Origin of the sequence: Chlorogloeopsis sp. ULAP01, from assembly GCF_030381805.1 — a bacterium.
Lineage (GTDB): Bacteria > Cyanobacteriota > Cyanobacteriia > Cyanobacteriales > Nostocaceae > Chlorogloeopsis.
The window spans coordinates 1-24,297 of record NZ_JAUDRH010000001.1 but is presented as its reverse complement, the minus strand read 5'-3'; the positions used below and the strand labels follow the sequence as shown (position 1 = coordinate 24,297).

The window sequence follows — 24,297 nt, the reverse complement described above, 5'->3', positions numbered from 1 at the left end:
CCCTCTTTGCGTCACTGTGTTTCCATGTCCTCTTCACCTATTCCCTGTAACCTATCACTGTCCCCTTTTTCCAGGTGAGCGATCGCACAACAGATCCAAAGAATACTTGTAGTCGAGCCACTGCAAAGCGATAATTGACGAGAATAAAACGGCTTTAGCTGTTGTTTTTGGGACAAAAGGGGAGAAAACTTATGGAGCATAACTTTAAAGAACTCGCTGAACTTTACAAAAATGCGCTCCTCAACAACGTACTAATCTTTTGGGAAAAACACTCGCTCGACTGGCAGCAAGGCGGCTATTTTACCTGTCTTGATCGCCAAGGCAAAGTTTATGACACAGACAAATTTATCTGGTTGCAAAACCGCCAGGTGTGGACTTTTTCCATGCTTTGCAACCAGTTAGAAAAACGCGAAAATTGGCTGAAAATTGCGAGCAATGGTGCTAATTTTCTCGCCCAACATGGCAGAGATCTTGACGGTAACTGGTACTTTGCCATCACCCGTGAAGGCAAGCCATTAGTTCAGCCCTACAATATCTTTTCGGATTGCTTTGCAGCAATGGCATTTAGCCAGTACGCCCTTGCTTGTGGCGAAGAATGGGCAAAGGACGTGGCAATGCAAGCTTATAATAACGTTTTGCGCCGTAAGGACAACCCCAAGGGCAAATATAACAAAACTTATTCCGGTACGCGCCCGATGAAATCCTTGGCAGTGCCGATGATTCTAGCCAATTTAACTTTAGAAATGGAATGGTTGCTGCCGGGCGAAACTCTTGAGCAAGTTTTAGCTGCAACAGTTCAGGAAGTAATGAGCGATTTTCTCGATTCAAAACGGGGACTGATGTACGAAAACGTTGCCCCCGACGGTGCTCATATAGATTGTTTTGACGGGCGGCTAATTAACCCTGGACACGGCATCGAAGCAATGTGGTTTATTATGGACATTGCCCGCCGCAAAAACGATACCAAAACAATTAACCAAGCCGTTGAAGTGGTACTAAATATTCTCAATTTTTCTTGGGATAGTGAATATGGCGGATTGTATTACTTTATGGATGCAGACGGACATCCCCCCCAGCAACTGGAATGGGATCAAAAGTTATGGTGGGTACACTTAGAATCTTTAGTTGCATTAGCAATGGGCTATCACTTGACGGGGCGGGAAGCGTGTTGGGAATGGTATAAAAAGATGCACGATTATGCTTGGCCGCACTTTGCCGATCCAGAATACGGCGAGTGGTTTGGCTACCTCAATCGCCGTGGGGAAGTATTGTTAAATCTCAAAGGTGGCAAATGGAAAGGCTGCTTTCACGTGCCACGGGCGTTGTATCTTTGTTGGCAGCAGTTTGAGGCGTTGAGTGTAAAGTCAAGATAATCTCTGCTAGCGTACAAGTAAAAAGTGTCTCATGAATGTTATCACCCCGAAGCGATTCACAATTGACGAATATCATAGGCTGATTGAACTCGGATTTTTGACGGAAGGCGATCGCATTGAATTAATTCGAGGAGAACTGATTCAGATGACTGCAAAGGTAACGCCTCATACCGTCTGCGGTTCTATTTTGTGCCGTCAACTGGATCGGCTTTTAGGGGATAGCGTAGTCATCCGTGGGCAAGATCCGATTACTCTTCCCAATCACAGCGAGCCTGAGCCGGATGTCGTGATTGCACGTGGGAGGGATGAAGATTATCTCGCTCATCATCCTTATCCCGAAGATATTTTGTTGGTAATCGAAATTTCGGACACTACTGTAGATTACGACCAAACCACAAAACTAGAATTGTACGCAGAAGCTGGAATTTCCGATTATTGGATTGTGAATTTAAATTCTCGCCAACTAGAGCATTACAGTCAGCCGTATCAAAATGCTCAAGGTGAGTTTAACTATCTGGGCAAACAAATTTCTCTCCCTCATCAATCAGTGGTTATTCCTGGGTTTGAAGATGTTTCATTGCACTTGAATCGGATTTTTCTAACAAGTGAGTAAGTTGTGCGATCGCTGTGGACAGTTTTGTTAAATGCTTGCAGGTGTTGTGGTTTATATCCTTGCTGGTAACAGTTTGAGATGTTGATAAGCTGATTAGAACAACAACTAATGCAACTTTGCACATGGAATTTGAATGGAATCCTGATAAAGCAGACAGAAATTTGAAAAAACACGGTGTTTCATTCAAGGAAGCCGCTACAGTCTTCGGTGATACTTTATCATTAACCTTTCCAGATCCTGACCACTCGATAGGAGAGAACCGATACGTTACCATCGGATTATCCAGGTATGGTCGTTTGCTGGTAGTATCTCATACTGACCGAGATGAACGTATCCGGATCATAAGTACACGAGAAGCAACACGCCAAGAACGGAGGTTCTATGAAGGAGAATGAAAACGAGTTTGAGAATGAGCTACGTCCTGAATACGACTTTTCCAAAATGACAGGTGGTGTGAGGGGAAAGTATGCAGAACGCTACAAAGCCGGAACTAATCTCGTGTTGCTCGATCCTGACGTTGCACAGGCATTTCCAACTGATGAGTCTGTCAACGAAGCATTACGGCTATTAATACAAATCGCTCAACGCCAACGCACCTAGAAATCAATATGGCTTGAGATGTTGTGCGATCGCTAATCTTGTCAGGCTAGTTAAACTGCTAGAGTTAGAAGATTTACAAATGGGGCGCTCGCGATTCGGGATCGCAAGCACGCCAATTTTAGCTCTACCTTCGGATAAAATACTAACTTCTCACCAATTGTTCATGTTCAGGCTTGGCTCGACTCCAAACAGATTGCCCTGTAATTAGTTCAGCAACATCCATCCCATTGCCAATCACGCCCGGTACGCTAGGATAACCTGCACTAGCTCCGACAAAAAACAAGTTTGGTAGTTCGGTTGTGTAGCCCAAGCGATTTAAACCAACCTGACGCGGCACCAATTTAGCACCATAAATATTACCTTGCGGCTGCCCTAAATAAAATTCGCTTGTAGTTGGCGTTCCGTAAACCTTCATGCGGGCATAAGTATCCACATCCGGAATTAAATCCCGCACGCTAGCCATAAGTGCCTGATAAACCTCTCGCTTTTTAGCTTTGTAAGCTTTGGGATCGGTTTCATGCAATTGTTTAAACGGCTCGTAGGGGCAGACAGTGGCAATTTCCAACACGTGATGCCCTTCTGGAGCCATTCCCGGTTCGCGGGATTTCATCGTTGGGCAAGACAAAAAGATCCAGGGATTTTGGAAGTTACCTTGTAGTTGTTGCTGATATTCGTGATTGAGATCGCCTGTCGGATAATACCAGATATTCCAGTTGCCAATGCCATAGCGTTGTGGCTCGAAGCGGCTGTCTAATCCCAGATAAATGTTAAAGGCGCTAGCTGAGTATTCGTAACCAGTGAGGCGATCGCGTTCTTTTGCACTTAAGGCGTTGGCATTATGCATCAACTGGACTGTTAATTTTGGATCTAGATCGCTGATATAAGCCTTTTTCGCTGCATAGGATGTTCCCGAAGCAGTGACAAATTGCACGGTGTGATCGCGCACTTCAATGTGTTCTACTGGGGTTGAGAACTGAACCACACCCCCACCAGCAGTAATAGCTTCGACAATTGTGTCTACAAAATGCTTGAAGTGATGCCTGGGATAGTAAGCACCTTCGGAATAATCCCAAACTAGAGAAGTGTGGGTAAGCAAGGCAATTTCATTTGGAGGTAGGGCATAATCGCCGCTTTGCCCCGCCAGAAGTGCCTGTAATTTCAGCGATAAGCCAACGCGATCGTAAAGATCTTGCAACGTCCAGTTGCGCCTCAAGAATAGATGCCAATACTTTGGTAATTTTAACCAATCACTCCATTTTTGATCGTACCAGCGCACCTCTCGTACCAAATCATGAATCTGCTGATGTAAAAGTTTGATTTCGTCGCAATATAAATTAATGGCTTCTGCCTGATCTGGAAAACTTGCCAAGAGGCGATCACGCAAAGCTTCCCATCCTAAAGGAATGCGAAAATCAACTTCGGGTGTAACGATGCGATCAATGCAATCAGGATCGAGAGAGTTAAAGGGAACATTCCGTTCTATGTAATTGAGAAATTGCCCAATAGTTTCCCCAGAACCGCATTGAGAAATATAGTGAACATCCGCACAAAAGCGATAGTCACCATAGTCAAAGGTGTGGCAACATCCACCTGGTAAATAATGTTTTTCTAAAACCGCAACTCGATAGCCCTGGCGTGTTAGACAAGCTGCTGCCGCAAGCCCACCTAATCCTGCCCCTAAAATCACATAATCAAAGCTTTCCATATGCAGTCTCCTTCAAGACAAACAGCTAAGAGACTTGTATGGCAGGCACTGCTTGGAATTGATTATTAATGATACAGTCGATACTGGTAGAAAATGCCTACCCTACAATCTAATCGTAATTAGATGTATGCAGTTGTGCCTTACACCTTATGCATAGTTTTCTTTATTTTATTTGCTGAATGGAAAGATGAATATTTTGATTTTAGGTGGCACTCAATTTCTCGGACGACATTTTGTTGAAATCGCTCTTAATAATGGGTGTCAGATCACACTTTTGAATCGAGGACAAACTAACAATAGTCTTTACCCAAATGTGGAGAAGTTGGTAGGCGATCGCCTCAAAGGTAATCTTGCTGCTTTGCGGGGAAGAAAATGGGATATTGTGATTGATACTGCTGGCTACTTCCCAAATTTAGAGCAACTCGTTCGAGATATGGCAGAGTTATTAAAAGATTCAGTAGAATTTTACATTTTTATCTCCACAATCAGTGTTTACGCTGAACTACAAACTAATGGTGGCGAAACACTACCCCGCTATGGGATTGATCAAAATCCGTCTGAAAAGACAGACGCAGAGATATACGGTACTCATAAAGCTCTTGCAGAATCAGTGGTTCAAGAAATTTATGGTGAGCGAGGGCTAATTGTTCGACCTGGATTGATTGTTGGCCCCTATGATAATCTTGGACGCCTTCCATACTGGGTGCGGCGTGTTTCTCAAGGTGGAGAAGTTTTGACTCCAGAGTCCCCTCACTTACCAGTTCAATTCATTGATGCACGAGATTTAGTGGAATGGATTTATCGAATGGCATTAGCCCGCAAAGGAGGGGTGTATAATGCTGTTGGGCCGGATTATTCCCTTAACTTAGGTCAGGTATTAGAAACCTGTCGGCAGGTGAGTGGAAGTAACGCAAAATTTATTTGGGTTCCGGGAAAATTTTTAGAGTCACAAGGTATAAAACACTGGCAAGAGTTACCTTTATGGTTGCCATTATCACTACAAAATACCTTTCCCTGTTTGAACAACAGGAAAGCGATCGCAGATGGTTTGAGTTTCCGTCCCTTAGCCCAAACTATTCATGATATTTGGCAATGGGATCAACTTGAACAACCAGAATACCCGAGTGGATTGTCACCAGAAAAAGAAAAGAATGTTCTGCAAGCATGGCGTAGAGTAGATGAAGAAGGCATACATCATCACTCATTATGACAAAAGTCAATTGGTTAATTGAAAAAAATATTTATGATGCCGAAGAACAGTTTTTAGAAGAATTGAAAAAACAAGGATACATTTACAAACAGACAAAATATCTTCACTTTCGTCCCCAAGAGGCAAATAAATATTTCCCAGAGCATGATTGTGTTTTATTCAGAGGAACTCTAAATTTAGGACGAGATATCTTAAAAACTTCTTGGATTCCCGGAGCTTATATGGATGAGAGGAATCTTCGCTGTTCTACTTATTACACATATTTTGGTCAATATCTACTCAATAACAAATATTTTCTTCTCTCTTTGGGTGAATTAATTAGAAGAAGAAAAGAAATTCTTAAATATTTCCAATCTGAAGGCGAACTATTTATTAGACCTGACAGTAACATGAAATCGTTTCGGGCTGGAGTTTTTAATCTGAATATTTTAAATACAATACAGTCTTTGAGAAACGAATTGAAAAGAGATGAAACAACTTTAGTGCTAGTAAGTGGTAAGCGAATAATTACTAGAGAGTGGAGATTTTTTGTGTACAAAAATGAAATTCTCACTGGTTCACTCTACCTAGTGGGAGAAGAAAGAGTAGATGAAACAATTAAGGGAGGTTATCTAGAGAACTACCTGAGTGAAGTGTTAAAGCAAGTTAATTGGTATCCAGAATCTCTCTATACAATAGACATTTGTGAGTCAGAAGGAGAACTTTACGTACTAGAGCTTGGTTCTTTTAGTTGTGCTGGGGAGTATGGTTGCAACTTGAGTTTGATTGTAGAAGCTGGTGCCAAAGCAGCTTGGGAAGATTATGAAGCTGTCAATTGTTAGCCATCACCTAATTATTCTGAGTGTCTTTATTCCAAAGTTGTAGCAGTCCCAATGTAATTGTGAGAAAATACATTTTCAGGATTTACTTGCATCTTAGAATGTTCAAATAGTTCTTATATAAAAACTAAGTTTGGATATTTATTTAGCATGAAATTAACTATTTGGTTATTTCAAATAAAACAAAAAGTCTGCACACTCATCGATTCTAAACTGCGGATTTCACTGCTAGGATTTTTTTTAAGTGTTTGTTTACTCTTGTCTGGTTGTCAAACAACTACACCTAAGGAAAGTGGAGTAATTCATCTAACATTATGGCAGGGAATCAATCCTCCCGCAAATCGTGATGTATTTCAAAAATTGGTAGACCGATTTAATCAAACTCATCCTGATATTGAGATTGAATCGATTTATGCTGGACAACTCGAACAACAAATACCGAAAGTATTAACTGCGGTTGTTGGCAACGTTCCACCAGATATCTTGTTCTTTAACCCACAACTTACAGGGCAACTTGTAGAGCTTGGGGCAATTTTACCACTAGAAAATTGGTTGGACAAATCGCCACTAAAATCAGAAATTATTCCAAATTGTTTTGGCGAGATGCAATTAGGGGGCCATATTTGGTCAGTACCTTTGTGGACTGGTAATATTGGTATATTTTACAGGCCAGATTTATTTAAAGGTGCGGGAATTACTGAATTACCAAAAACTTGGGATGAGTTGCGGCAAGTTGCGAAAAAACTGACGATAGATCGTAATGGCGATCGCCGCCCCGATCAGTATGGGATGTTAATGCCTCTCGGAAAAGGAGAATGGACTGTCTTTACTTGGTTTCCTTTTTTATTAAGTAGTGACGGGACAGTGGTTAAAAATAATCGTCCCGATCTAGTTAATCCTGGTGCGATCGCTGCTTTGCAGTTTTGGCAAGACTTGATTAAAGACGGCTCTACTAAATTCTCTGCACCGGAAAGGGGATTTGAAGAAGATGATTTCCTTGCCGGACGTGTTGCTATGCAGCTAACAGGGCCTTGGACATTTATCATGAAAAGTAAAGTTGATTATGATGTACTTCCTATTCCTGCCAATGTTCACTCAGCAAGTGTAATTGCCGGTGGCAATCTGTTTGTGATGAAAACTACACCAGAAAAAAAACAGGCAGCGCTGAAATTTTTAGAATACGTGATCAGTGAAGAATTTCAAACCGAATGGAGTATTGGCTCAGGTTTTTTGCCCATCAATATCAAATCTGCCCAAAGCCAAGTTTATCAAGAATTTATCAACCAAAAGCCTGTGATGAAACTTTTTCTTGATCAGATGTCTGTATCAGGAACTCGACCGATTATTCCTGGCTATAATCGCCTATCCGATAGTCTTGGGCGAGCAATTGAAGCAACAATGTTGGGAGAATCTCCCCAAAAAGCCCTGCAAATAGCACAAAGGCGTTTGGATCTGATTTGGGATAATTAGGGGCTAGGGGCTCAATCAGTTAACAGTTGTCAGACATATTGGTGTTAACTGATAACTGATAACTGGTAACTGACAACAGGTAATGTAAACCAAAAAGTTGCCCCTGCTTCCGAATTATTTTTCACGCCTATTTCTCCACCGTGGGCGTTAACTATTCGTTTACACAAATACAATCCCAATCCCAAGCTCACAGAATTGCGGTTGTTAGTACCCCGGAAATAAAGCTCAAACAGCTTTTCACTGTGTTGTGGATTCAAGCCCACACCATTGTCAGAAACAGTGCAGCATATTTTCTCACCTTCAATTTTAGCATTAATAATAATGCTCAATCCCGGTGGATTATGTTTGACAGCATTGACAATTAAGTTAGAGAACACTCGCCATAGTTGCGTCGGATCGGCATTAACTAACGGTAAATCTGCTGTGACTAAATTTGTTAAATGAGCTTGATTTTCTGTAAGTATGGGTTGTAAGTCTGCGATCGCATCTTCTACTACTGTGTGCAGTTCCACTGGTTGAAGTTGTAAGCCAATGCCCTGTACTTCGCTGATATGAGCTTCCATTAGCGAATTAATTAAATTTAGTTGGCGTTCGCTACTTTGCACCATTCGCTCTAAAATGGAGCGGGCAATAGTGACTTTCTCTTCTGAGCGTGAAAGTAAATTCTTTAGCACCATTAATGTACCCAGTACCGGATTACGTAAATCATGGGAAACCGCATGGAAAAAGACTCGCAGAGCTTCTTCCGTGCGCTTGCGATCGCTAATGTCCAAAATTACTCCAACCAAGCCACCAAGAGAACCATCTGCTTTTGAAAATATTGCCTTATAAAAAATCACATCATGCTTCTTGCTATCTTTGTAGACTAAGGAACCTTCATAACTCTGAACGCCATGCTGCTCAAACAGTGCAATATCTGCTTGATGGTATTGCTCGGCAAGTTCCTCAGGTGCTAAATCATATACAGTCTTACCCAGAATCTGTTCTTTTCTCAAACCCAATGCTTCCTCAAAAGCTTGGTTACAGCCGATATACAAACCTTGAGTATTTTTATAGAAAACTGGAGCAGGAATAGTATCAATTAAAACTTGTAAAAAATCTAACTGTTCTTGTAAAGCTGCTTCTGCTTGCTTGCGTTTGGTAATATCTTCAATCAGTCCCTCATAGTACAGCAGTTTTCCTTTTTCGTCACGCACTGCATAAGCTTTCTCCGAAATCCAAACAATGCTACCGTCTCGCCGATAAATCTGAGACTCGAATTCTGACACACTACCGTACTGTTCGATTAAGCGTACAAACTCTGCACGTCTGTAGGGATCTACATATAGTTGATGTTCAATATCAGTAAAATTCTCTGTTACCTCTTCCGGTAAAGAGTATCCATAAATACGTGCTAATGCAGGATTGGCGGTAATGTAACGTCCATCGGGAGAGCTTTGGAAAATACCCTCCACAGCATTCTCAAATATACTGCGATATTTGACCTCTGCTACTCTAAGTTTCTGATATGCAAACTCTAATTCTTTGCGAGCGTAAAACTCAGAACGCTGCAAGCGATCATATAAGAAAACACTAATGTCACATATAGCGCATAACCAGAACAAGTATAAAATCAAGGTAACATTGTATAATTCTGGGTGTTCTGGAACTGGTAATTGTAACCCAAGTGCTGTATTAACACCAAAATAATAAAGTAGCAAACCTAGCTGAGACAGAAAATGAAGAATCCAGCATACTGGCATAAATGTAGCTTGGCTGAGAAATAAAAGTGACCAAGCTAAGGTATCGGGTAGTGCAAAACCTTTGAGAGTAGTAAAAATCTGCGGTACTATACCGATCGCCCAGGATGATCCCAAAAATAATATTCCTGGATAGGAACGACCAAACTTAGTTTTGCGTAAAGCCAAGCAGATCGCAAGACTCAGCAGCATGGCAAAATCCATGACAAGAACTTGAGTTCTTATTGCCTCTGGTAGGTTTTGAAATTCCTTCAATGGGAAGAAGAAGTTGTAAATATCACGCAATATAAACGTAAAAACACATATCAGCGCCAGCCATAACCATAAGTGCAGTCTCTGCCACAAAAAGCCATTACGCCAATTTTTGTATTCATTGGCGATGTCATTTGTTGTCAGATTTGTATCACCGTAAACAGCTTTTCTGAGCCAATTCTTTGCTATTTTAAACACGGTCTTCATTAGCTTCTGACCAAATCTTCCCATAATAGAGAAGGTGTTTGTCTGTTGACGATCACAAATACACTCTTAAGTTTAATTGTGGATTCTCAATGATACAAATAGTGCTCTTCCTAAAGGAGGAGGAGAATGTTGATTTTTATTGCTGAAAAGGTAGTAGAAGGAAAATAAAGATTCATTACAGGCGATCGCCGATTACGGTAGACTCTTGTTTTCGGTATGTGCCTAGAAAAGACTTTGCAGTTAGTAGCTGCTGCTGAGTCTTGATTTTACAGCCTTGTACTCAACTTTGGTGAGTTGAATAGCTAAGTGATTGCAAGTGACTAGGTACTTAAATGTATGTCAAGTAACCAAATGCGATCGCGCTGCTGTTGATTGTTTTGTTTTTGTTGGCTGAGTTGACTATAACTGAAAGCCAAGTCACACATTTACAGAAAGCAATGGAATACTTTCAGCCAGAGCATCATGAATACTAGTACCTTGTTTTTTTGCCCAATATTGGCTTAGAAAGTGAATTTGCCTCAACCCAACAATTAAATTTAAACCTGGTACAAAAAGCCACCAAACTACAAGTGGTTCTTTCATACCTGCTTGCAAATACAATTCGTTTACTGTTTTATATAGCCTAAACTGGACAATATAAATCCAAACTATTCCCAACAAAGAAAACCAGCCAAACCAGCCCGGAACATCTGGATCAAACAGCCGCAATGCCTGGGGAACTGCCACACCTAAAACAAAAGGTGCTAAACACATTATTCCTGTCCAACCATAACCATTGTAGCGGCGTAGTTCCTCTTGAATAATATATTTGTACCAGCCGTAGTACAGCATCCCTGTCGCCACAGATAAAAGAATTACTCGCCACAAAGGGCGGGGTTTACCCAGAGATTTATCGGACATATTTATGCCTGAGATGTCAAAGATATTTTATTTACATTTCTTAATCTAAGCCATCTCAGACAAAATTACCTAGACTTGTTCTTGAGGAACTTGTGTGATTTGTGCCAGTTGCTTCTCTTTATCAAGTCTGCGCTTTCTGGCATACAGTTGAATAGTCACAGCCATAAAAATAATCAAGCCAAAAATTACCCAGACTGTTAGATCTGTAGGCAAATTATTCTTGAACACCGCTAGCATGACTATTACTACTAGCAGCACAGTAGGAGCTTCATTCATGGCACGCATTTGTTTGCTAGTCCATTTACATCTATCTTCTGCCAACTGTTTCATTAAACGAGCGCAGTAATGATGATAAACAAGTAAAAGCGCTACAAATCCGAGTTTGAAGTGTAACCAACCCTGCTTTAAATAGTCTGGTACAGCTACCAGCAAGCCAATAGCGCACGCCACTGTCACTAACATTCCCGGAGTGGTGATGATGTTGTAGAGGCGTTTTTCCATGATTTGATACTGATTCTTGAGTATCGTCTTGGCTGGTTCAGGTTCTTGATTAGCTTCTATGTGATAGATAAAAAGACGTACTAGATAAAATAATCCGGCAAACCAAACAACAACGCCGATGATATGAAATGCTTTAAACCAGGAATAAGCCATGTAATGATACCTGCCTTTGTTAACTTATGCTAAAGCAGCGATCGCCTCTGTCGCTACCAATCCCCTCAAATAACAGGTTACGGCAAAACCTTGTGTGGCAAGTACTAGCTAGGCGGTGCAATGATAAAGAAGTGTGAAGCCTACTGATAAGGCACTCGTTTGTCGTCTGCCTTAAAGCTGGAGTACTGTTCCCTTTTAAGGTTACGTCCAGCATTCAGAGCAAGGTTAAAACCTTACAAACGGTATTTGTCAACTTTGTTGTACTTCTTGAAGTTCCCAATAATGTGTCTAATATAGTAGTCCTATTTTCTAAATTCTTAAATAGCGAATCCCAGAACTACATTTACCGCTATACGAATTTCTTCCCAGTATTCTTCTTCTAAAACACCCACTAAACCCAAAATACGGCTTTGATCCACAGCACGAATTTGTCCGACATCAATAAAACGGTCTTGGTTTAATCCATTAGTAGGTGTTGGTTTTACATTTACAATGTATGGTGCTGACTTACTTCCAGGTTGAAATGGCATCACGATTGTCAGTAATCCATACTGGTTCATAATATCATTTTACACAATTAAACAAGGGCGAGTTTTTTGTGTCTCTGCTCCCATAGTTGGATCAAGGTTTACCCAACGGATTTCTCCTCGCCGATAAGTTAAATTACCCCTCGGCATTAATTCCATCCCCAACTACACCATCCCAAGCAGCTATTTCTGCTTGATATTCAGGATCTTGGGCGTCTTCCTTGAGTGCTTGTATCATTTGTTCTTCTAAAATCCGACGGCGATGTTCTGCTAGGAGTGCATTAATATACCCACTACGGTTACCTTGCGCCTGCCGATCTATAAACTGGAGAACGCCTTCTTCTAAAGTAATGGTTACTTTAATCACTAACCGTACCTAAAAATATGGCTAAATTATCATACCAAGATTATATTACCGTCACATGGTGAGGGGCTAGAAGTAATCGCCTTTCCCTAAACAGCTTTACAGAAAAGTTTTTGTTGATGATTTCTACTTAATTGCGCACATCTGTGATTTCTCATCAACTACCTAACTAAGTAATTTTCTATACCTGCAAACTGTTAACGAGACTCCGCACAACGCACAAAAGGCAACAAGTCTAACAAAATAGTCTCGTGATGATGTTCTTGAGGATAATGTCCAACGTCATTAAGTTTAATTAATTCTCCATCTGGTACAGTAGTGGCAAATTTTTCTGCCATATCTAAACTCAGCCAAGGATCGTTTTTTCCCCATTGAATCAGAAGAGGCTTTTGCCACTGTTGAAAACCAGATTCTATTTCTTCCATTGCTTTTAACAATTGTAAATTGCGAATGCTTGCCAGCAAAGCGCGTCCGGCAGATGAACTTTTCAAATAAGGTTTACGATAAACATCCAAATCGGCATCAGAAATAACATAACGACTACCACCTTCTAAAGTTCTATCTACCAACAGGGGATCTTGAGTCATCATTTCACCTGCTAAAGGTAAACCCATTTGTTGAATTTTCCAAGGTAACTTTGCAGTCGTAGAAATTGGTGTGTTGAGAATAGCGATATTAGCAATTTGTTCTGGATGACGTAAGGCGTATTGTAGTCCTACAGAACCTAAAAATCCTTGGACAACTAGTGAAAAACGTTCTAATTCTAAGGCTTTAACAAATCCTTCTAAAGCAGTAATAAAAGCCTCTGGAGTGTAAGCAAAATCTCTTTTTTCTGGTTTGGAGGAAAAGCCAAAACCAATCCAATCTGGTGCGATCGCTCTTGTGCCTTGCTGTGCTAAAGCAGGCATGATTTTACGCCAGCTGTAACTTTGCGACACTAAACCATGTAAAAAAACGACGGGTAGCAAGTCTGTTCTACCGAGTGGTTCGGCTATTCGATAAAACCACTCTAGGGAATTTACTGTTATCTTATGTTCTGATAGTGACATTTTTATTTTAAAATTTGTACAAAAATGCTAGAAAACCAATTAGCCGGGTGAGCTCTGCTTGTGTAACAGGAATTTTTATCACCCGGTTAAGTAGACATTAAAAATCTAAGTTTGATTAAGAAACAATCATCTCACGAATTGCGTAAGCTGTAGCGGGTGCAAGTAAAACCCCATTGCGATAGTGTCCAGTCGCAAGGAGAATATTGCTAAACCCCGGCAGTTTACCAATAATTGGTGCTGTACGTCCTTCGGGGCGAGGGCGTAACCCATGCCAAGTACGAATGGTAGTGGCTTTTGCTAACTCTGGGCAAAAAGCGATCGCTTGCTGTTTTAAAGACTTCAAAAGTTCTTTATCCGCCAGTATCTTTTCACCACCTTCTTTAGCAAACTCAACTGTTGCACCCACCCAATAGTCTCCACCACCAATAGGAACAATATGGACATCATTACCAGTAATCACCGGCTGAAATTGTGGATCGCCTAAAGGATGCTCTAATCGCAGATGCCATGCTTGCCCTAGTACAGGACGAATCGTAACCAACTGGTTCAATTGTGCTGAGAGTGGTGACGAACCCAGCCCTGCTGCGAGAATAAACCAATCACTTGCGATTGTGCCTTCTGTTGTTTCCAGTTGGTGGCAAAAATTGGCAGTAGTATCTTTCGCCCTTCCGTTTAAGGAGAGGGGATAGGGAAATGAAGACATCCCTAAAACTTTTACTCCAAATTTAAAAGTGACACCATTCTGACTTGCTGCCTCAACCAAAGCCAACGTTAGTGCTGTCGGATCGAGTTGACGATCTTGAGGAGAATAAATAGCACCTATTAATTGTTTATCTTCTATCTGGGGACAGAATTTTTTTAGTTTCATCATGTCCCAAATTTCCAACTCATAACCTTGAGAGTGGCGAATGTTTACCAGCTTTTCCCAACTCTTGAGTTCATCATTTTCTTGAGCTTCTGTATTGGAAGTTTCTAAACTCTCAGGCAACAGCATGAGAATTCCCTGCCGATTAAAGGGAATTTTACGATTAGTTATTTCCTCTAATTCTGGAATTAAGGTTTCATAGCGCTGCATACTAGTTTGGCGCAGCTGCCAAGCTTTGCCCTTAGTTTTGCGGCTAATCACACCCATTAAGACACCTAAAGCTGCTCCTGTAGAAGCTTGTGCAGGTAGTTGTTTATCTAGGACAGTGATTTTTAAGTTTTTGAGTTGGCTGAGTTCATAAGCGATTGCTGCACCAACAACACCACAACCGATAATGACTACGTTCATAGCTTTTGAGAAGAGACTAGGAGCTAGGGCTAAGAGCCAGGGAAGAGGGGAAGAGTGGGGGAGTGGAGGAGGAACAGATGGGGAAGATGGGGAAGAATTTACTCTTATTACTTCCTCATCTCCCTCAGTTCCCTCAACTCCCTGTCACCTGTACCCTATCCCCTGTCCCCAGTCTTCCTAACTAGCCTTTGCTTGAGTACTATTTTCAGGAAGTAAGTTGAGGAAATTGTCAATATCTGCAAATGCAGCTTTGGCATTACTCAAGGCTTTAAGAGTATTGCCAGAGTCAGCAGCTTGATCGATTTTAATTAAATGGTCAAACAATTCCCGCGCCACTTGACGTGCTTTGGGTTGATCACTAGGCAGGAGGTTGGGAACTACGTAGTTCATATGCAACCTTGCTTCTGCCATAGGGCCGTGTATAAAATTACCAACATTAATCCAATCATTTTTTTGGATCAAATCTTGTAATTCCTGTGAGCGATCGCGCACAATCTCTATTTCAGGTAAGTATCCCTGAATTTTTTGAACCTGTGCGTAGGTATAAGTTGGAGGTGCTGTGGCGACGGAAGGACTACCACAACTAATCAGAAATGTTGCTAAAAGAACAAGGAGTAATGATAAAAAAGAGCGTTGACGCGCCATAAACCAAGCTTATGTGTTGCCGATTAACAGTGTCATTTTAGATCGGAGTGTGTAACTTCTTGTTCTGAATAACAGGGTATTTTGTTGAAATTCTTCAATCGTCACTCGGTATCTGTCAATATAGACAGAGATTACCTATTTTTTCTTGACATTTTGAGTATATTTACTTAAAATTTTCTTTTCAAAGCTAAATATTCATTAACTCTCATAATTGTCAGAAAAGCCTGATTTAAAGTTGCTAAATTCAAAAGATATTGATAGGGTAAAAGTCCAATACTAAGTGCCTTCTGGCGGTTTTTATGTAATCCCATCATTTATTAAGTAGACACCACTTGAGGGGAGTATTTTTCGTGAACGCAGCTGAGATGGCAACAAATCTGGAATTCGCCAGCAAGATTGCAGCAGTGGTGAATTTATTCAAATTCGAGTTTCCCGACGCTAGATCGGATCTTAAACCCTGGACAAATGATCCACAAACCAGAGAGTTAGTCGATCCAGATTCCATAGATATCGGCTTTCACTTTCCTGGAATCAGTAAATCTTGGCACAGTCGCAGTATTTTGATTCAAATCCGTTTTTATCAAGATCCTATTAACGGTTTACGTCGAGCAATTGGCGTCGAAGTAGCAGGATTTACTCATCTTGGCGAACAGTGGCGACTGTCTACGGTCGAAAATTGGAATTTTGTCGGTACGACTCAACCTTCAGAAGAAGTAAGAGAAAAGCTCAAGAATTTTTGTCGGCAGATTTTGGAGTTGTTTAATAAACCGAGTGAATAGGGGATAGGTGGCAAGGTACAGCCTTGGTAGGGTGCGTTAGAACTACCGTTCATAACGCACCGAAAATTCAGGTTTGTGCGTTGCGCTTGGCGATAACATACCCTACCAAACTCAGAAAGAGCATAAATTCACACTTTGCACCCACCTTCTTCACAGTACACAGATTTATAGGTGTTGGAACGCTTGCCAAACAGAGTGTAACGATTGTCGCGAATTTGCTCGTAGACGCGATCACCTACCCATTTCATACCGGGTAAAGCACGATAAGCATCCACAAATATACTGCCCAAAGGTAATAAACGTCCAATTTCTTCAGCAGCTGCACTACCTTGCCAGCGTTTTTCTGGCGCATTGGCATCGATTAAAATCATACCTAACTCACAATCTTGGGGTGTAATTTCCCACTGTTGCAGCCTCTGGGAGTCTTGCATGGGAATGTAGCGAAATAGCTTCCCTTGATCTAAAGTTTCTAGTAGTTGCACTAAAGTAACGCAGAGATTGCAATTGCCATCGTAGACGACGTAGTATTGTATGCTCACAACAGATACAGGATAAAAAATTAGTGTATATTATTACTATTTGTAAATCTAGTTATCTATATTTTGCCAAATATCATCAGTGGTGTTTAATCGAGTCAGCATGGGCTAATACCTAGAACCCAATTTTTTCTGAGGCTAGAACAATGGCAGAAGAGAAAATATTTAGTGTTGATTTTGCACAAGAAAATCCTTATACAAACATTCTGCCGCGATCGCCTGTGATCTCTAGCTATAATGCCAAATGGAATGGCATACGCCTAGACTTTCATCGACAGCCTGGCAGTGAAACTCCAGAACATAGTCCTACACAGCACGCGCTTAGTATTAGTCTTGCAAATAGACCGATTAAAGCTGAACGAGTGTTGGGTGGACGTATTCAAACTGAGAACATCAAGTATGGTGACATAGTTGTCGTCCCAGCTAATATCAATCATAAATTATGTTGGGAATCAGAAGCAGAATTTATAGTCATCAGCTTAGATGCCGAACTTTTTGATCGTGTTAGTTACGACACTATCGATTTACAACGCTACGAAATTATTCCTCATTTTGCTTCCCCTGATCCTTTGATTCAACATATTGGATTGGCACTCAAGTCGGAACTTGAATCAGTTAATACGGGAAGTATTTTATACATAGACTCTTTAGCTGTAACCTTATGCCTTCATCTGCTTAAAAAGTATTCTAAATTCTTGGCAGCAATTCCCACATATTCTGAAGGACTCTCTCAGATAAGGTTGCGAAAAGCAATTGAATATATTGATGAAAATCTTGATCAAGATTTATCACTCGTAGAAATTGCTGATGTAGTGCAAATGAGTATGTATCATTTTTCGCGACTTTTTAAACAGTCAACAGGGTTGTCACCTCATCAGTACGTCACAAATTGTAGAATTGAGAAGGCAAAAAGATTATTAGCACGAACCGAGGAAGCTATAAATCAAATTAGCCAGCAAGTTGGATTTCAAAATCAGAGCCACTTCACTAACGTTTTTCGCAAGCATATCGGTATAACACCAAAAGCCTACAGAGAACAAGTCAAAATTTAGGTAATTTTGTGATGAGGTTGTTAGAAAGTGTGATTGAGCTAATCAAAGTAAAAAGCGATCGCCCTCATGCATACACTTGAAATCAGGCGAGCGCTTAAGCTGTCTTGATTGACGCTATTGGTTTTCAAGGGCTTTGTATTTGTTGTTGAGGAGGAATTTGTCCTTGTGGTTGAATTGGTGTTTGTTGTTGGGGGGGAACTTGTTGTTGAATTGGTGTTTTTTGTTGTGGATTAAGTAAAGTTTGTGGAAGCTTTAGTAATGGATCGGTGACTAAATTCAACACAGAGCCAAAGTTAGATAGTAACGGACTTGATTCCTCAGATGATAACTGCCTAGCTGTATGCTGGAAACCTGCACCAATGGCATCCAAAGCCAAGGCAGCAACTAAACGCACAGACTTATCTGGATCTTGCAAACTACCTAATAAGTTAGGAACCGCAGATGTGGCTCCTTCTCCGATACAGGCAAGAGCAGAAGCAGCAAAGAAGCGAACAATTTCGTCTTGATTGCTTAATCCTTGAATTAGCCCAGGTACAATAGACACTGGATTTGTTACTACACAGTTACCTGCTACTTTTGTCCTTGGTTTAGGTTGTGATTGAGGTTGCACTTGAACTTGTGGCTGAACTTGTGGTTGAACTTGTGGCTGAACTTGTGGTTTATCAGCCTGCAACGCTTTAATGATACCGGGAACAGCAGAAATAGCTTGCGATCGCACATCTGGATTACCGCCCTGTAACCCCTGAATTAACACAGGTATCGCAGAAGTAGCGTCAAAGCCCGCCTGCGGTTGTTTGCCTTGCAACACCTGAAGTAAAACTGGTATTGCAGGAGAAACTTTATCAGGAGCAACACTAATAGAAGGCTGAGAATTATTACCCTGTAGAGGTACAGATATTTTAACGTCAGGAGAATTTGTGAGTGGTACTTCCGATGCCTGCTGCGCCCAACTAGCGCTCGTTACAACGAAAGGCGATGAAAAGAATAATAAACCCACTGCTATTCGAGAAGCAATTGCACTCAAACGAGATTTAGTCGGGAATTTTTGGTTCGTAAATTGAGTCATAAATATATGGGTGAATAAATTTATCTTTAAGATGAATACACAACTCACCATCTCAATTACGAACGTTATCTAAACAATTTAACTAAAAAGTTTTAACCAAAAATTTTTTATTTCTTATTACCATGCAGAGCATGGTAATACAAACTGTGAGGCTCTGCCTTATGAACAAGAGGCGGAGACTCAATTAATGCTTTTCTAGGCTGGTGCCTAGAAACGAGAAAATGGTGATGAGAACTGTGATGTCAGAGCGATCGCGCAGATTATATTTACCTGATTGAAAGTCAGGGGAAAATCTTGTATACTTATTGAAAATAATTATTATTTGTCTTGCAAAACTTTCGTTACCTGTGTTTTGCCACTTTTCTATGCCAAACACCATTTTACAGCCAGATAATACAAATCCATTTCCCCCAGTGGCAGAAAGTTCAATTCTCAATGCAGGTAATTATTTTTCAGAAAACCTTATAGACTATCCCCATGATTTAGGTCATGGCTATATTAAAAATATTAAACTACATCAGGGATTTCTTCTCACAATTAGAGATTATCAAAGTCACGAGTATGTAACCGAAATTTTCCCAGAAAACCCAGAGCATCCTTTACAGTTTTATTTTCAGATAGCAGGTGATTGTGTTAGTAATTTTGAATATGCCTCGCAAAAGGCTGGTGAAACGGCTTTATGCGGTTGTGGAATGTCTCCAAGGATGTCATATACTTCTTCATCACAAAAAAAACAAGAAATTGATATTCACATTCAACCAGAATTATTTAAAACATTATTTGGTATTAACAATGACGTGATTCCACCTCTGTTGAAGCATCTATTTCGCCAACCAGATGAGGAATATTCTGTACGTACTGGTACAATTACTACTCAAATGCAGGTGAGTTTACAGCAAATTTGGCAATGTCCCTTTCAAGGTTTGGTTAAACAGATTTATTTAGAATCTAAAGTGCTGGAACTAATCGCCTTACGATTACAACAGGACATAACGGGAGAAGCTATCCAATCTCACCCACACAAACCAAAGCGGACTGTAATTGAGAGAATTTATCAAGCCAAAGAGCTTTTAGAAAGCCGGATGGAAAATCCTCCATCTATGATGGAAATAGCATAAACAGTTGGACTCAGCCCTTATCAGTTAAAACAGGGTTTTCAGAAAGTTTTTGGGAAAAGTGCTTTTCAATATTTACATCAATACCGCATGGAACAAGCACGACTTTTGCTGTATGAAGGTAATATGCGCGTAGCTGATGTGGCAAACTGTGTAGGATATTCCCACTTGGGGCAATTTTCGGCAGCATTTAAACGGATGTTTGGGATTAGTCCCCGTGATTGTCTCCAGGGTAAGGTGTGAGCAGTCTAAACTGTGTGATTTGTTTGTAGCCAGTTGAGTAAGTCAGCGTTCGTCCTAAAATCTAATAAAGCCTCACCCAGAGCTTCCAACTGTTCTAGCGAAAGACTGTGAATCTGTTGTTGAACTTCTTGGGGTAAATCTCCCACCCGTTTTTGCAGTAACCGTAGGACAAGTGCTTGCTCACCTTCGAGTTTGCCTTCGAGTTTACCTTCTTCCTTACCCCGCTCGTAGCCAATGCGCTCACCTGTTGTTATGTAACTCATACGAAGCTCCTGCTCAAATTGTTTAAACTCTTGCCAAAACTCTGCTTCTAACTGTTTTGGTAAAATCATAACCCAATCAATAAATCGATAGAGATTACGAATCTCCCTTTCTTGCAATCCTTGTTCATACAATCGTCGAATTAAGCTAAACTTCCAAACCTTACGTTCTAGGAGCTGTTTGGTAGTTTGCTGTGTCTTCAGATGCGCCATTACCACTGTGGCAAACGGATTATCACTATCTTGTAATTCACTCCATCGATTTTGATAATCCAGCAGTTTGACTGTTCCAAATCGAAAGTGCAGTCCACAATCAGGGTAATTATAACTGTATTGATTTGGTCGCCATTTCGAGTCTGCATCGCACAAAATTGCAAGGCTAATGGCTGGTTTGGCAAATTTATCAAAAATTCGCAGGTTGTAGGAAAACATCCTTTGTGCAAAATTATCTTCTGGTGTGGCTTGGATTTCGACATGAATTAACAGCCAAATCTCCTCTCCTTGAAGTTGCCAAACTTTGACTAACTTATCTGCGTATCTTCTACCGAGTTCGGCTTCGCGGGCAATTTGTTGAAATTCCTTATCGAGAAACTCGTAAGGACGTTCCCAATTAATCAGTACAGCTGTTTGGGGAAAGAAAAACTGCATGGCTTGGGGAAAGTAGGCTTCTAGGATTTCTTTCCACGGCGAATCATTATCGGCTCTTTGGAGTTCCTCGGTCATGAGTTGATTGGTAGATTCATTCATAGGGAATGGTGCGCCGCCCATCGCCCAATGTCAAAAAAATTATAGCCAAATGTCACTAAACATAGATTTTGGGATGAAAACTACTTTTTTGGGATAATTGACCGCCATTTTTAGATAGACTCGCAGCCTGAAAAAATTCTAAACTCACCGTAATTTATATTTGAGAAGTTTTCTCTATAACAGCATTCTTCATAAAATACAGGTGTGAGAGTCATCAATGAAGTTACAAAAGTTACTATCAATATTATTTGTATCTGGATCGGCTTGGGTGATAGCTATAAATGTCGCGATCGCTGAAAATGCCCAAATATCTAGCAGTAAGATTCCATATCTCAATCAAGTAGAATTTTTTAGTAGCAGCGCGTATCAGCTAGTACAAACTCCAAGTCAAGAGACTGTAACCATTACCGCTGTAAAAGCAAATTCCACAGATATAGGTGTGAGGTGATTTTAGAAACAGCACAAGGGGAGAAACTGCAAGTTACAAATCGCAGTGAAGGTAATAATTTTATTGCAGATATATCTAATGCTCAGTTGCGTTTACCATCGGGAGAAGCCTTCACATTCCGCTCCCAAAAGCCAAGTTCGGGAATTACAGAGATAACAGTTATAAATGTTGATATAAATACTGTGCGAGTGACGGTGGTAGGTGAGAATGCTTTACCAAACGTTGAGTTATTTGATGATGATGCAGGGTTGGTTTTTGGTATAACTGCTGCTGCAACAGCACAAAACCCCACCCCTCCCCTTCCCCTCCCCTTACCAAGGGGAGGGGAAGGGGAGGGGTCAGAACAACCGACAGTACAGCAGGATGAGCCGATTGAATTGGTAGTGACGGGGGAGCAAGACAGTTATCGCGTACCAGATACCTCAGTGGGAACGAGAATCGATACGCCATTGCGGGATATTCCCCAATCTATTCAAGTTGTGCCGCAACAGGTACTGCGAGACCGTCAAGCCAGAAGCATCACAGATGGATTAGAAAACGTCAGTGGTATAACGCCAATTAGTCCTGGTTCTGCTGGAAGCAGAGACAATTTTTCCATTCGAGGTTTTGAAAATTATGGCAACAGTCTTGTAAACGGGATACCTGATGACATACTTAGCGATAGTGGTTTTGTGAATGTAGAACGGCTAGAAGTATTGAAGGGCCCAGCCTCTGTTTTGTACGGAGAAGGTGCTCTTGCTGGAACGATTAACTTTGTGACCAAACAACCACTACGCGATCCGTTTTACGAAATCAGCGCGACGATTGGTAGTTTTAATGATTATCAAGGGACAATCGATCTCACTGGGCCGTTGAATGATTCTAAAACGGCTCTCTATAGATTCATTGCTGGTTATCGGAGTGCTGAAACTTTCGTTGACTTTAACGAATTTACAAAGCTCTCCATTGCTCCGAGTTTGAGCTTGAGCCTGGGTCAAAATACAGACTTGGTGCTAGAGGGCGATGTCAATAGAATGGAAAGAAATAACCAGCAACCTAACGGATTACCAGCCGTAGGTACTGTGCTACCAAATCCGAATGGAGAAGTACGCCGTAGTTTTAATTCAGTAGGACCAGTAGAAGATAAAGTAACCGTCGTTGGCAGAGTTGGCTATCGCTTTGAGCATCGATTCAATGAAAACTTGAGGCTGCGAAATGCCTTCCGTTATAGGTTTTATGACTCTGATGAGCGCGGTGTGACTATCATTCCCACTAGTCTAGCGGCTGATAATCGCACGCTAAATCGAAGGGCTATAATTGGCAGTCAATTTTATGACAACTACTATCTAGATACCAACTTACTGGGCGAGTTCAGCACTGGCTCAATTGGGCATCAACTTCTATTTGGCTTTAGTTTGAGTCGAAATACAAGTGATTTAAGCTTTGAAAATAACATTTTTTCTGTTGCCCCAGTAGACATCTTCGATCCAGTCTATGACAACACCGTTGTCCCTACTGGTATTCCTAACTTTTCTAGCTTTACAACTAGAGATACGCTTGGTATCTACCTCCAAGATCAAATTACTCTTGCTGAAAACTTGAAACTTCTGCTCGGCGGACGGGTGGATTTCTTTGAGGAGCGTACAACGAACCGACTTGTAGGCGAAGAAACGAGCCAATCGGACACCGCATTCAGCCCACGAGTGGGGATTGTTTACCAACCGATCCAGCCCATTTCTTTGTATGCTAGTTTCGCGCGATCGTTTACTCCTACAATCGGTATATCAGCCACCGGAGAAGCATTCCAGCCGGAACGAGGAACGCAGTATGAAATAGGTATCAAAGCCGATATCACCGATCGACTTTTCGCTAACCTTGCCTTTTATGATTTGACGCGCTCGAATGTCACTACTACCGATCCTGATAATCCTAACTTTTCGGTTCAAACTGGAGAACAAAACAGTCAAGGAATTGAGTTAGATATCAATGGCGAAATTTTACCGGGATGGAACATTATTGGCGGTTATGCCTACAACGATGCCAGAGTCACGAAAGATAATACAATTCCAGAGGGCAATCGATTGTTTTCTGCACCCGAACACTCATTCAATTTATGGACAACTTACAGAATCCAAAAAGGTGATTTGCAAGGACTGGGGTTTGGTTTAGGCTTCTATTATGTTGGAGAAAGAGCAGCCGATTTGGCGAATACTCTAGAGCTACCCAGTTACTTCCGCACCGATGCAGCAATTTTCTACGAACGTGAGCAATTCCGTGCTGCCCTAAATTTCCGTAATCTCTTTGATGTAGAGTATTATACTAGTCGATTTGGGTCTGGAACACTTGTTGCTCCAGGTGAACCTTTCACCGTTCAAGGCACTATTTCATGACAGTTTTAGGGTGTTAGATGTTCACGAGTCTTTCTTTGCGCCGCCTCACCCATCTGATACTTTTGAGTATCTTAACAGTCATACTGGTTTCGACTTGCAACGCAACTAACGATACCAGTATTAATGGCTATAAACAGCCTGTTGAGGATTGCCGAATCGTGCAACACGTCATGGGTAGCACTTGCATTCCTCGCAACCCTCAACGAGTCGTGACTCTTAGATCAGATACTTTAGCCAATAGTTTGGCACTAGGTATTCGACCTATTGCCGCAGCATATGTTCC

The 24,297-nt window shown here is 41.1% G+C and carries 24 protein-coding genes and 3 pseudogenes; 14 read left to right on the top strand and 13 right to left on the bottom strand.

What is annotated here, in order from left to right; genetic code table 11:
- Positions 1-11: 11 nt before the first annotated feature.
- Entirely contained in the window at positions 12-200 is a 189-nt protein-coding gene (locus QUB80_RS00135; protein WP_289787476.1) for a hypothetical protein, read from the bottom strand.
- Here QUB80_RS00135 and QUB80_RS00130 point away from each other — a divergent pair.
- From QUB80_RS00130 to QUB80_RS00115, 4 genes are all read left to right on the top strand, one after another.
- The gene (locus tag QUB80_RS00130; protein WP_289787475.1) at positions 192-1,373 is read left to right on the top strand and encodes a n-acyl-d-glucosamine 2-epimerase; all 1,182 of its coding nucleotides are present in this window, start codon (positions 192-194) and stop codon (positions 1,371-1,373) included. The two genes, QUB80_RS00135 and QUB80_RS00130, sit on opposite strands and share 9 nt — an antisense overlap.
- A gap of 31 nt (positions 1,374-1,404) precedes the next feature.
- Positions 1,405-1,986: a Uma2 family endonuclease gene (locus QUB80_RS00125; RefSeq protein ID WP_289787474.1), complete on the top strand. Its 582-nt coding sequence runs from the start codon at positions 1,405-1,407 to the stop codon at positions 1,984-1,986.
- A 122-nt stretch (positions 1,987-2,108) separates the two neighbouring features.
- Positions 2,109-2,381, top strand: coding sequence for a BrnT family toxin (locus tag QUB80_RS00120; RefSeq protein WP_289787473.1), 273 nt, complete (start codon positions 2,109-2,111; stop codon positions 2,379-2,381).
- On the top strand, positions 2,368-2,586 hold the full coding sequence (locus QUB80_RS00115) for a hypothetical protein (RefSeq protein ID WP_289787472.1): 219 nt from the start codon (positions 2,368-2,370) through the stop codon (positions 2,584-2,586). The genes QUB80_RS00120 and QUB80_RS00115 overlap by 14 nt, the downstream gene beginning before the upstream one ends.
- A 142-nt stretch (positions 2,587-2,728) precedes the next feature.
- Here the strand turns inward: QUB80_RS00115 and QUB80_RS00110 are convergent, their stop codons facing one another.
- Positions 2,729-4,291, bottom strand: coding sequence for a phytoene desaturase family protein (locus QUB80_RS00110; RefSeq protein ID WP_289787471.1), 1,563 nt, complete (start codon positions 4,289-4,291; stop codon positions 2,729-2,731).
- Between the two features lie 187 nt (positions 4,292-4,478).
- Here QUB80_RS00110 and QUB80_RS00105 point away from each other — a divergent pair, with 187 nt between their 5' ends.
- The 3 genes from QUB80_RS00105 to QUB80_RS00095 all read left to right on the top strand — a co-directional run bounded on the left by QUB80_RS00105 (position 4,479) and on the right by QUB80_RS00095 (position 7,789).
- Positions 4,479-5,501: an NAD-dependent epimerase/dehydratase family protein gene (locus tag QUB80_RS00105; protein ID WP_289787470.1), complete on the top strand. Its 1,023-nt coding sequence runs from the start codon at positions 4,479-4,481 to the stop codon at positions 5,499-5,501.
- The gene (locus QUB80_RS00100) at positions 5,498-6,322 is read left to right on the top strand and encodes an ATP-grasp domain-containing protein (RefSeq protein ID WP_289787469.1); all 825 of its coding nucleotides are present in this window, start codon (positions 5,498-5,500) and stop codon (positions 6,320-6,322) included. Before QUB80_RS00105 ends, QUB80_RS00100 begins: the two co-directional genes overlap by 4 nt.
- Positions 6,323-6,469: 147 nt before the next feature.
- Complete coding sequence (locus QUB80_RS00095) at positions 6,470-7,789, top strand: ABC transporter substrate-binding protein (RefSeq protein WP_289787468.1); 1,320 nt, start codon at positions 6,470-6,472, stop codon at positions 7,787-7,789.
- Positions 7,790-7,833: 44 nt separating this feature from the next.
- Here QUB80_RS00095 and QUB80_RS00090 read toward each other — a convergent pair whose 3' ends face one another.
- The 8 genes and pseudogenes from QUB80_RS00090 to psbQ all read right to left on the bottom strand — a co-directional run bounded on the left by QUB80_RS00090 (position 7,834) and on the right by psbQ (position 15,399).
- A complete protein-coding gene (locus tag QUB80_RS00090) occupies positions 7,834-9,987 on the bottom strand; it encodes a PAS domain S-box protein (RefSeq protein ID WP_289787467.1) in 2,154 nt (717 codons plus the stop codon).
- 417 nt (positions 9,988-10,404) lie between these two features.
- Positions 10,405-10,887, bottom strand: a complete 483-nt coding sequence (locus QUB80_RS00085; RefSeq protein ID WP_289787466.1) for a hypothetical protein — start codon at positions 10,885-10,887, stop codon at positions 10,405-10,407.
- A gap of 69 nt (positions 10,888-10,956) precedes the next feature.
- Positions 10,957-11,541 (bottom strand): protoporphyrinogen oxidase HemJ, encoded by a 585-nt coding sequence (hemJ, locus tag QUB80_RS00080; protein WP_289787465.1) that lies wholly within the window; start codon positions 11,539-11,541, stop codon positions 10,957-10,959.
- A gap of 317 nt (positions 11,542-11,858) precedes the next feature.
- Positions 11,859-12,218 (bottom strand): annotated as a pseudogene (locus QUB80_RS00075) (type II toxin-antitoxin system PemK/MazF family toxin).
- Entirely contained in the window at positions 12,205-12,435 is a 231-nt protein-coding gene (gene mazE / locus QUB80_RS00070; protein ID WP_289787464.1) for a type II toxin-antitoxin system MazE family antitoxin, read from the bottom strand. Before mazE ends, QUB80_RS00075 begins: the two are co-directional and overlap by 14 nt.
- A 194-nt stretch (positions 12,436-12,629) precedes the next feature.
- Entirely contained in the window at positions 12,630-13,481 is an 852-nt protein-coding gene (locus tag QUB80_RS00065; protein WP_289787463.1) for an alpha/beta fold hydrolase, read from the bottom strand.
- A gap of 115 nt (positions 13,482-13,596) precedes the next feature.
- Entirely contained in the window at positions 13,597-14,754 is a 1,158-nt protein-coding gene (locus QUB80_RS00060; protein WP_289787462.1) for an NAD(P)/FAD-dependent oxidoreductase, read from the bottom strand.
- A gap of 177 nt (positions 14,755-14,931) precedes the next feature.
- A complete protein-coding gene (gene psbQ / locus QUB80_RS00055; RefSeq protein ID WP_289787461.1) occupies positions 14,932-15,399 on the bottom strand; it encodes a photosystem II protein PsbQ in 468 nt (155 codons plus the stop codon).
- Positions 15,400-15,749: 350 nt separating this feature from the next.
- Between psbQ and QUB80_RS00050 the strand changes: the two genes are divergently transcribed.
- Positions 15,750-16,178 (top strand): Tery_1686 family protein, encoded by a 429-nt coding sequence (locus QUB80_RS00050; RefSeq protein ID WP_289787460.1) that lies wholly within the window; start codon positions 15,750-15,752, stop codon positions 16,176-16,178.
- Between the two features lie 128 nt (positions 16,179-16,306).
- On the opposite strand, the gene QUB80_RS00045 is transcribed toward QUB80_RS00050, so the two are convergent.
- The gene (locus QUB80_RS00045) at positions 16,307-16,711 is read right to left on the bottom strand and encodes a thiol-disulfide oxidoreductase DCC family protein (protein ID WP_289788104.1); all 405 of its coding nucleotides are present in this window, start codon (positions 16,709-16,711) and stop codon (positions 16,307-16,309) included.
- 149 nt (positions 16,712-16,860) lie between these two features.
- On the opposite strand from QUB80_RS00045, the gene QUB80_RS00040 reads away from it, so the two are divergent.
- Positions 16,861-17,766 (top strand): helix-turn-helix domain-containing protein, encoded by a 906-nt coding sequence (locus QUB80_RS00040; RefSeq protein WP_289787459.1) that lies wholly within the window; start codon positions 16,861-16,863, stop codon positions 17,764-17,766.
- Positions 17,767-17,890: 124 nt separating this feature from the next.
- On the opposite strand, the gene QUB80_RS00035 is transcribed toward QUB80_RS00040, so the two are convergent.
- The gene (locus QUB80_RS00035; RefSeq protein ID WP_289787458.1) at positions 17,891-18,832 is read right to left on the bottom strand and encodes a HEAT repeat domain-containing protein; all 942 of its coding nucleotides are present in this window, start codon (positions 18,830-18,832) and stop codon (positions 17,891-17,893) included.
- 365 nt (positions 18,833-19,197) lie between these two features.
- Between QUB80_RS00035 and QUB80_RS00030 the strand changes: the two genes are divergently transcribed.
- Together QUB80_RS00030 and QUB80_RS00025 are read left to right on the top strand one after the other, a co-directional pair.
- Positions 19,198-19,950 carry an AraC family transcriptional regulator gene (locus QUB80_RS00030; protein WP_289787457.1) on the top strand — a complete coding sequence of 251 codons (753 nt, stop codon included), beginning with the start codon at positions 19,198-19,200 and terminating at the stop codon, positions 19,948-19,950.
- Between the two features lie 15 nt (positions 19,951-19,965).
- Positions 19,966-20,190: pseudogene (locus tag QUB80_RS00025) on the top strand (helix-turn-helix transcriptional regulator); the annotation flags it as partial.
- Positions 20,191-20,195: 5 nt separating this feature from the next.
- Here QUB80_RS00025 and QUB80_RS00020 read toward each other — a convergent pair.
- Entirely contained in the window at positions 20,196-21,173 is a 978-nt protein-coding gene (locus QUB80_RS00020) for a DUF4351 domain-containing protein (RefSeq protein ID WP_289788103.1), read from the bottom strand.
- Between the two features lie 241 nt (positions 21,174-21,414).
- Between QUB80_RS00020 and QUB80_RS00015 the strand changes: the two genes are divergently transcribed.
- The 3 genes and pseudogenes from QUB80_RS00015 to QUB80_RS00005 all read left to right on the top strand — a co-directional run.
- Positions 21,415-21,645 (top strand): hypothetical protein, encoded by a 231-nt coding sequence (locus QUB80_RS00015; protein ID WP_289787456.1) that lies wholly within the window; start codon positions 21,415-21,417, stop codon positions 21,643-21,645.
- Entirely contained in the window at positions 21,642-24,014 is a 2,373-nt protein-coding gene (locus QUB80_RS00010; protein WP_289787455.1) for a TonB-dependent siderophore receptor, read from the top strand. The genes QUB80_RS00015 and QUB80_RS00010 overlap by 4 nt, the downstream gene beginning before the upstream one ends.
- Before the next feature lie 17 nt (positions 24,015-24,031).
- Positions 24,032-24,297, top strand: a pseudogene (locus QUB80_RS00005) (iron-siderophore ABC transporter substrate-binding protein); the annotation flags it as partial.

Excerpts from the sequence above, each read along its gene's own strand:
- QUB80_RS00100 (WP_289787469.1), top strand. The coding sequence starts at position 5,498 with ATGACAAAAGTCAATTGGTTAATTGAAAAAAATATTTATGATGCCGAA.
- QUB80_RS00135 (WP_289787476.1), bottom strand. The coding sequence starts at position 200 with ATGCTCCATAAGTTTTCTCCCCTTTTGTCCCAAAAACAACAGCTAAAG.
- QUB80_RS00065 (WP_289787463.1), bottom strand. The coding sequence starts at position 13,481 with ATGTCACTATCAGAACATAAGATAACAGTAAATTCCCTAGAGTGGTTT.
- QUB80_RS00060 (WP_289787462.1), bottom strand. The coding sequence starts at position 14,754 with ATGAACGTAGTCATTATCGGTTGTGGTGTTGTTGGTGCAGCAATCGCT.
- hemJ (WP_289787465.1), bottom strand. The coding sequence starts at position 11,541 with ATGGCTTATTCCTGGTTTAAAGCATTTCATATCATCGGCGTTGTTGTT.
- QUB80_RS00105 (WP_289787470.1), top strand. The coding sequence starts at position 4,479 with ATGAATATTTTGATTTTAGGTGGCACTCAATTTCTCGGACGACATTTT.
- QUB80_RS00110 (WP_289787471.1), bottom strand. The coding sequence starts at position 4,291 with ATGGAAAGCTTTGATTATGTGATTTTAGGGGCAGGATTAGGTGGGCTT.
- QUB80_RS00085 (WP_289787466.1), bottom strand. The coding sequence starts at position 10,887 with ATGTCCGATAAATCTCTGGGTAAACCCCGCCCTTTGTGGCGAGTAATT.
- psbQ (WP_289787461.1), bottom strand. The coding sequence starts at position 15,399 with ATGGCGCGTCAACGCTCTTTTTTATCATTACTCCTTGTTCTTTTAGCA.
- QUB80_RS00015 (WP_289787456.1), top strand. The coding sequence starts at position 21,415 with ATGAAGTTACAAAAGTTACTATCAATATTATTTGTATCTGGATCGGCT.
- QUB80_RS00095 (WP_289787468.1), top strand. The coding sequence starts at position 6,470 with ATGAAATTAACTATTTGGTTATTTCAAATAAAACAAAAAGTCTGCACA.
- QUB80_RS00120 (WP_289787473.1), top strand. The coding sequence starts at position 2,109 with ATGGAATTTGAATGGAATCCTGATAAAGCAGACAGAAATTTGAAAAAA.
- QUB80_RS00040 (WP_289787459.1), top strand. The coding sequence starts at position 16,861 with ATGGCAGAAGAGAAAATATTTAGTGTTGATTTTGCACAAGAAAATCCT.
- QUB80_RS00090 (WP_289787467.1), bottom strand. The coding sequence starts at position 9,987 with ATGAAGACCGTGTTTAAAATAGCAAAGAATTGGCTCAGAAAAGCTGTT.
- QUB80_RS00125 (WP_289787474.1), top strand. The coding sequence starts at position 1,405 with ATGAATGTTATCACCCCGAAGCGATTCACAATTGACGAATATCATAGG.
- QUB80_RS00035 (WP_289787458.1), bottom strand. The coding sequence starts at position 18,832 with ATGACTCAATTTACGAACCAAAAATTCCCGACTAAATCTCGTTTGAGT.
- QUB80_RS00115 (WP_289787472.1), top strand. The coding sequence starts at position 2,368 with ATGAAGGAGAATGAAAACGAGTTTGAGAATGAGCTACGTCCTGAATAC.
- QUB80_RS00020 (WP_289788103.1), bottom strand. The coding sequence starts at position 21,173 with ATGACCGAGGAACTCCAAAGAGCCGATAATGATTCGCCGTGGAAAGAA.
- QUB80_RS00130 (WP_289787475.1), top strand. The coding sequence starts at position 192 with ATGGAGCATAACTTTAAAGAACTCGCTGAACTTTACAAAAATGCGCTC.
- QUB80_RS00030 (WP_289787457.1), top strand. The coding sequence starts at position 19,198 with ATGCCAAACACCATTTTACAGCCAGATAATACAAATCCATTTCCCCCA.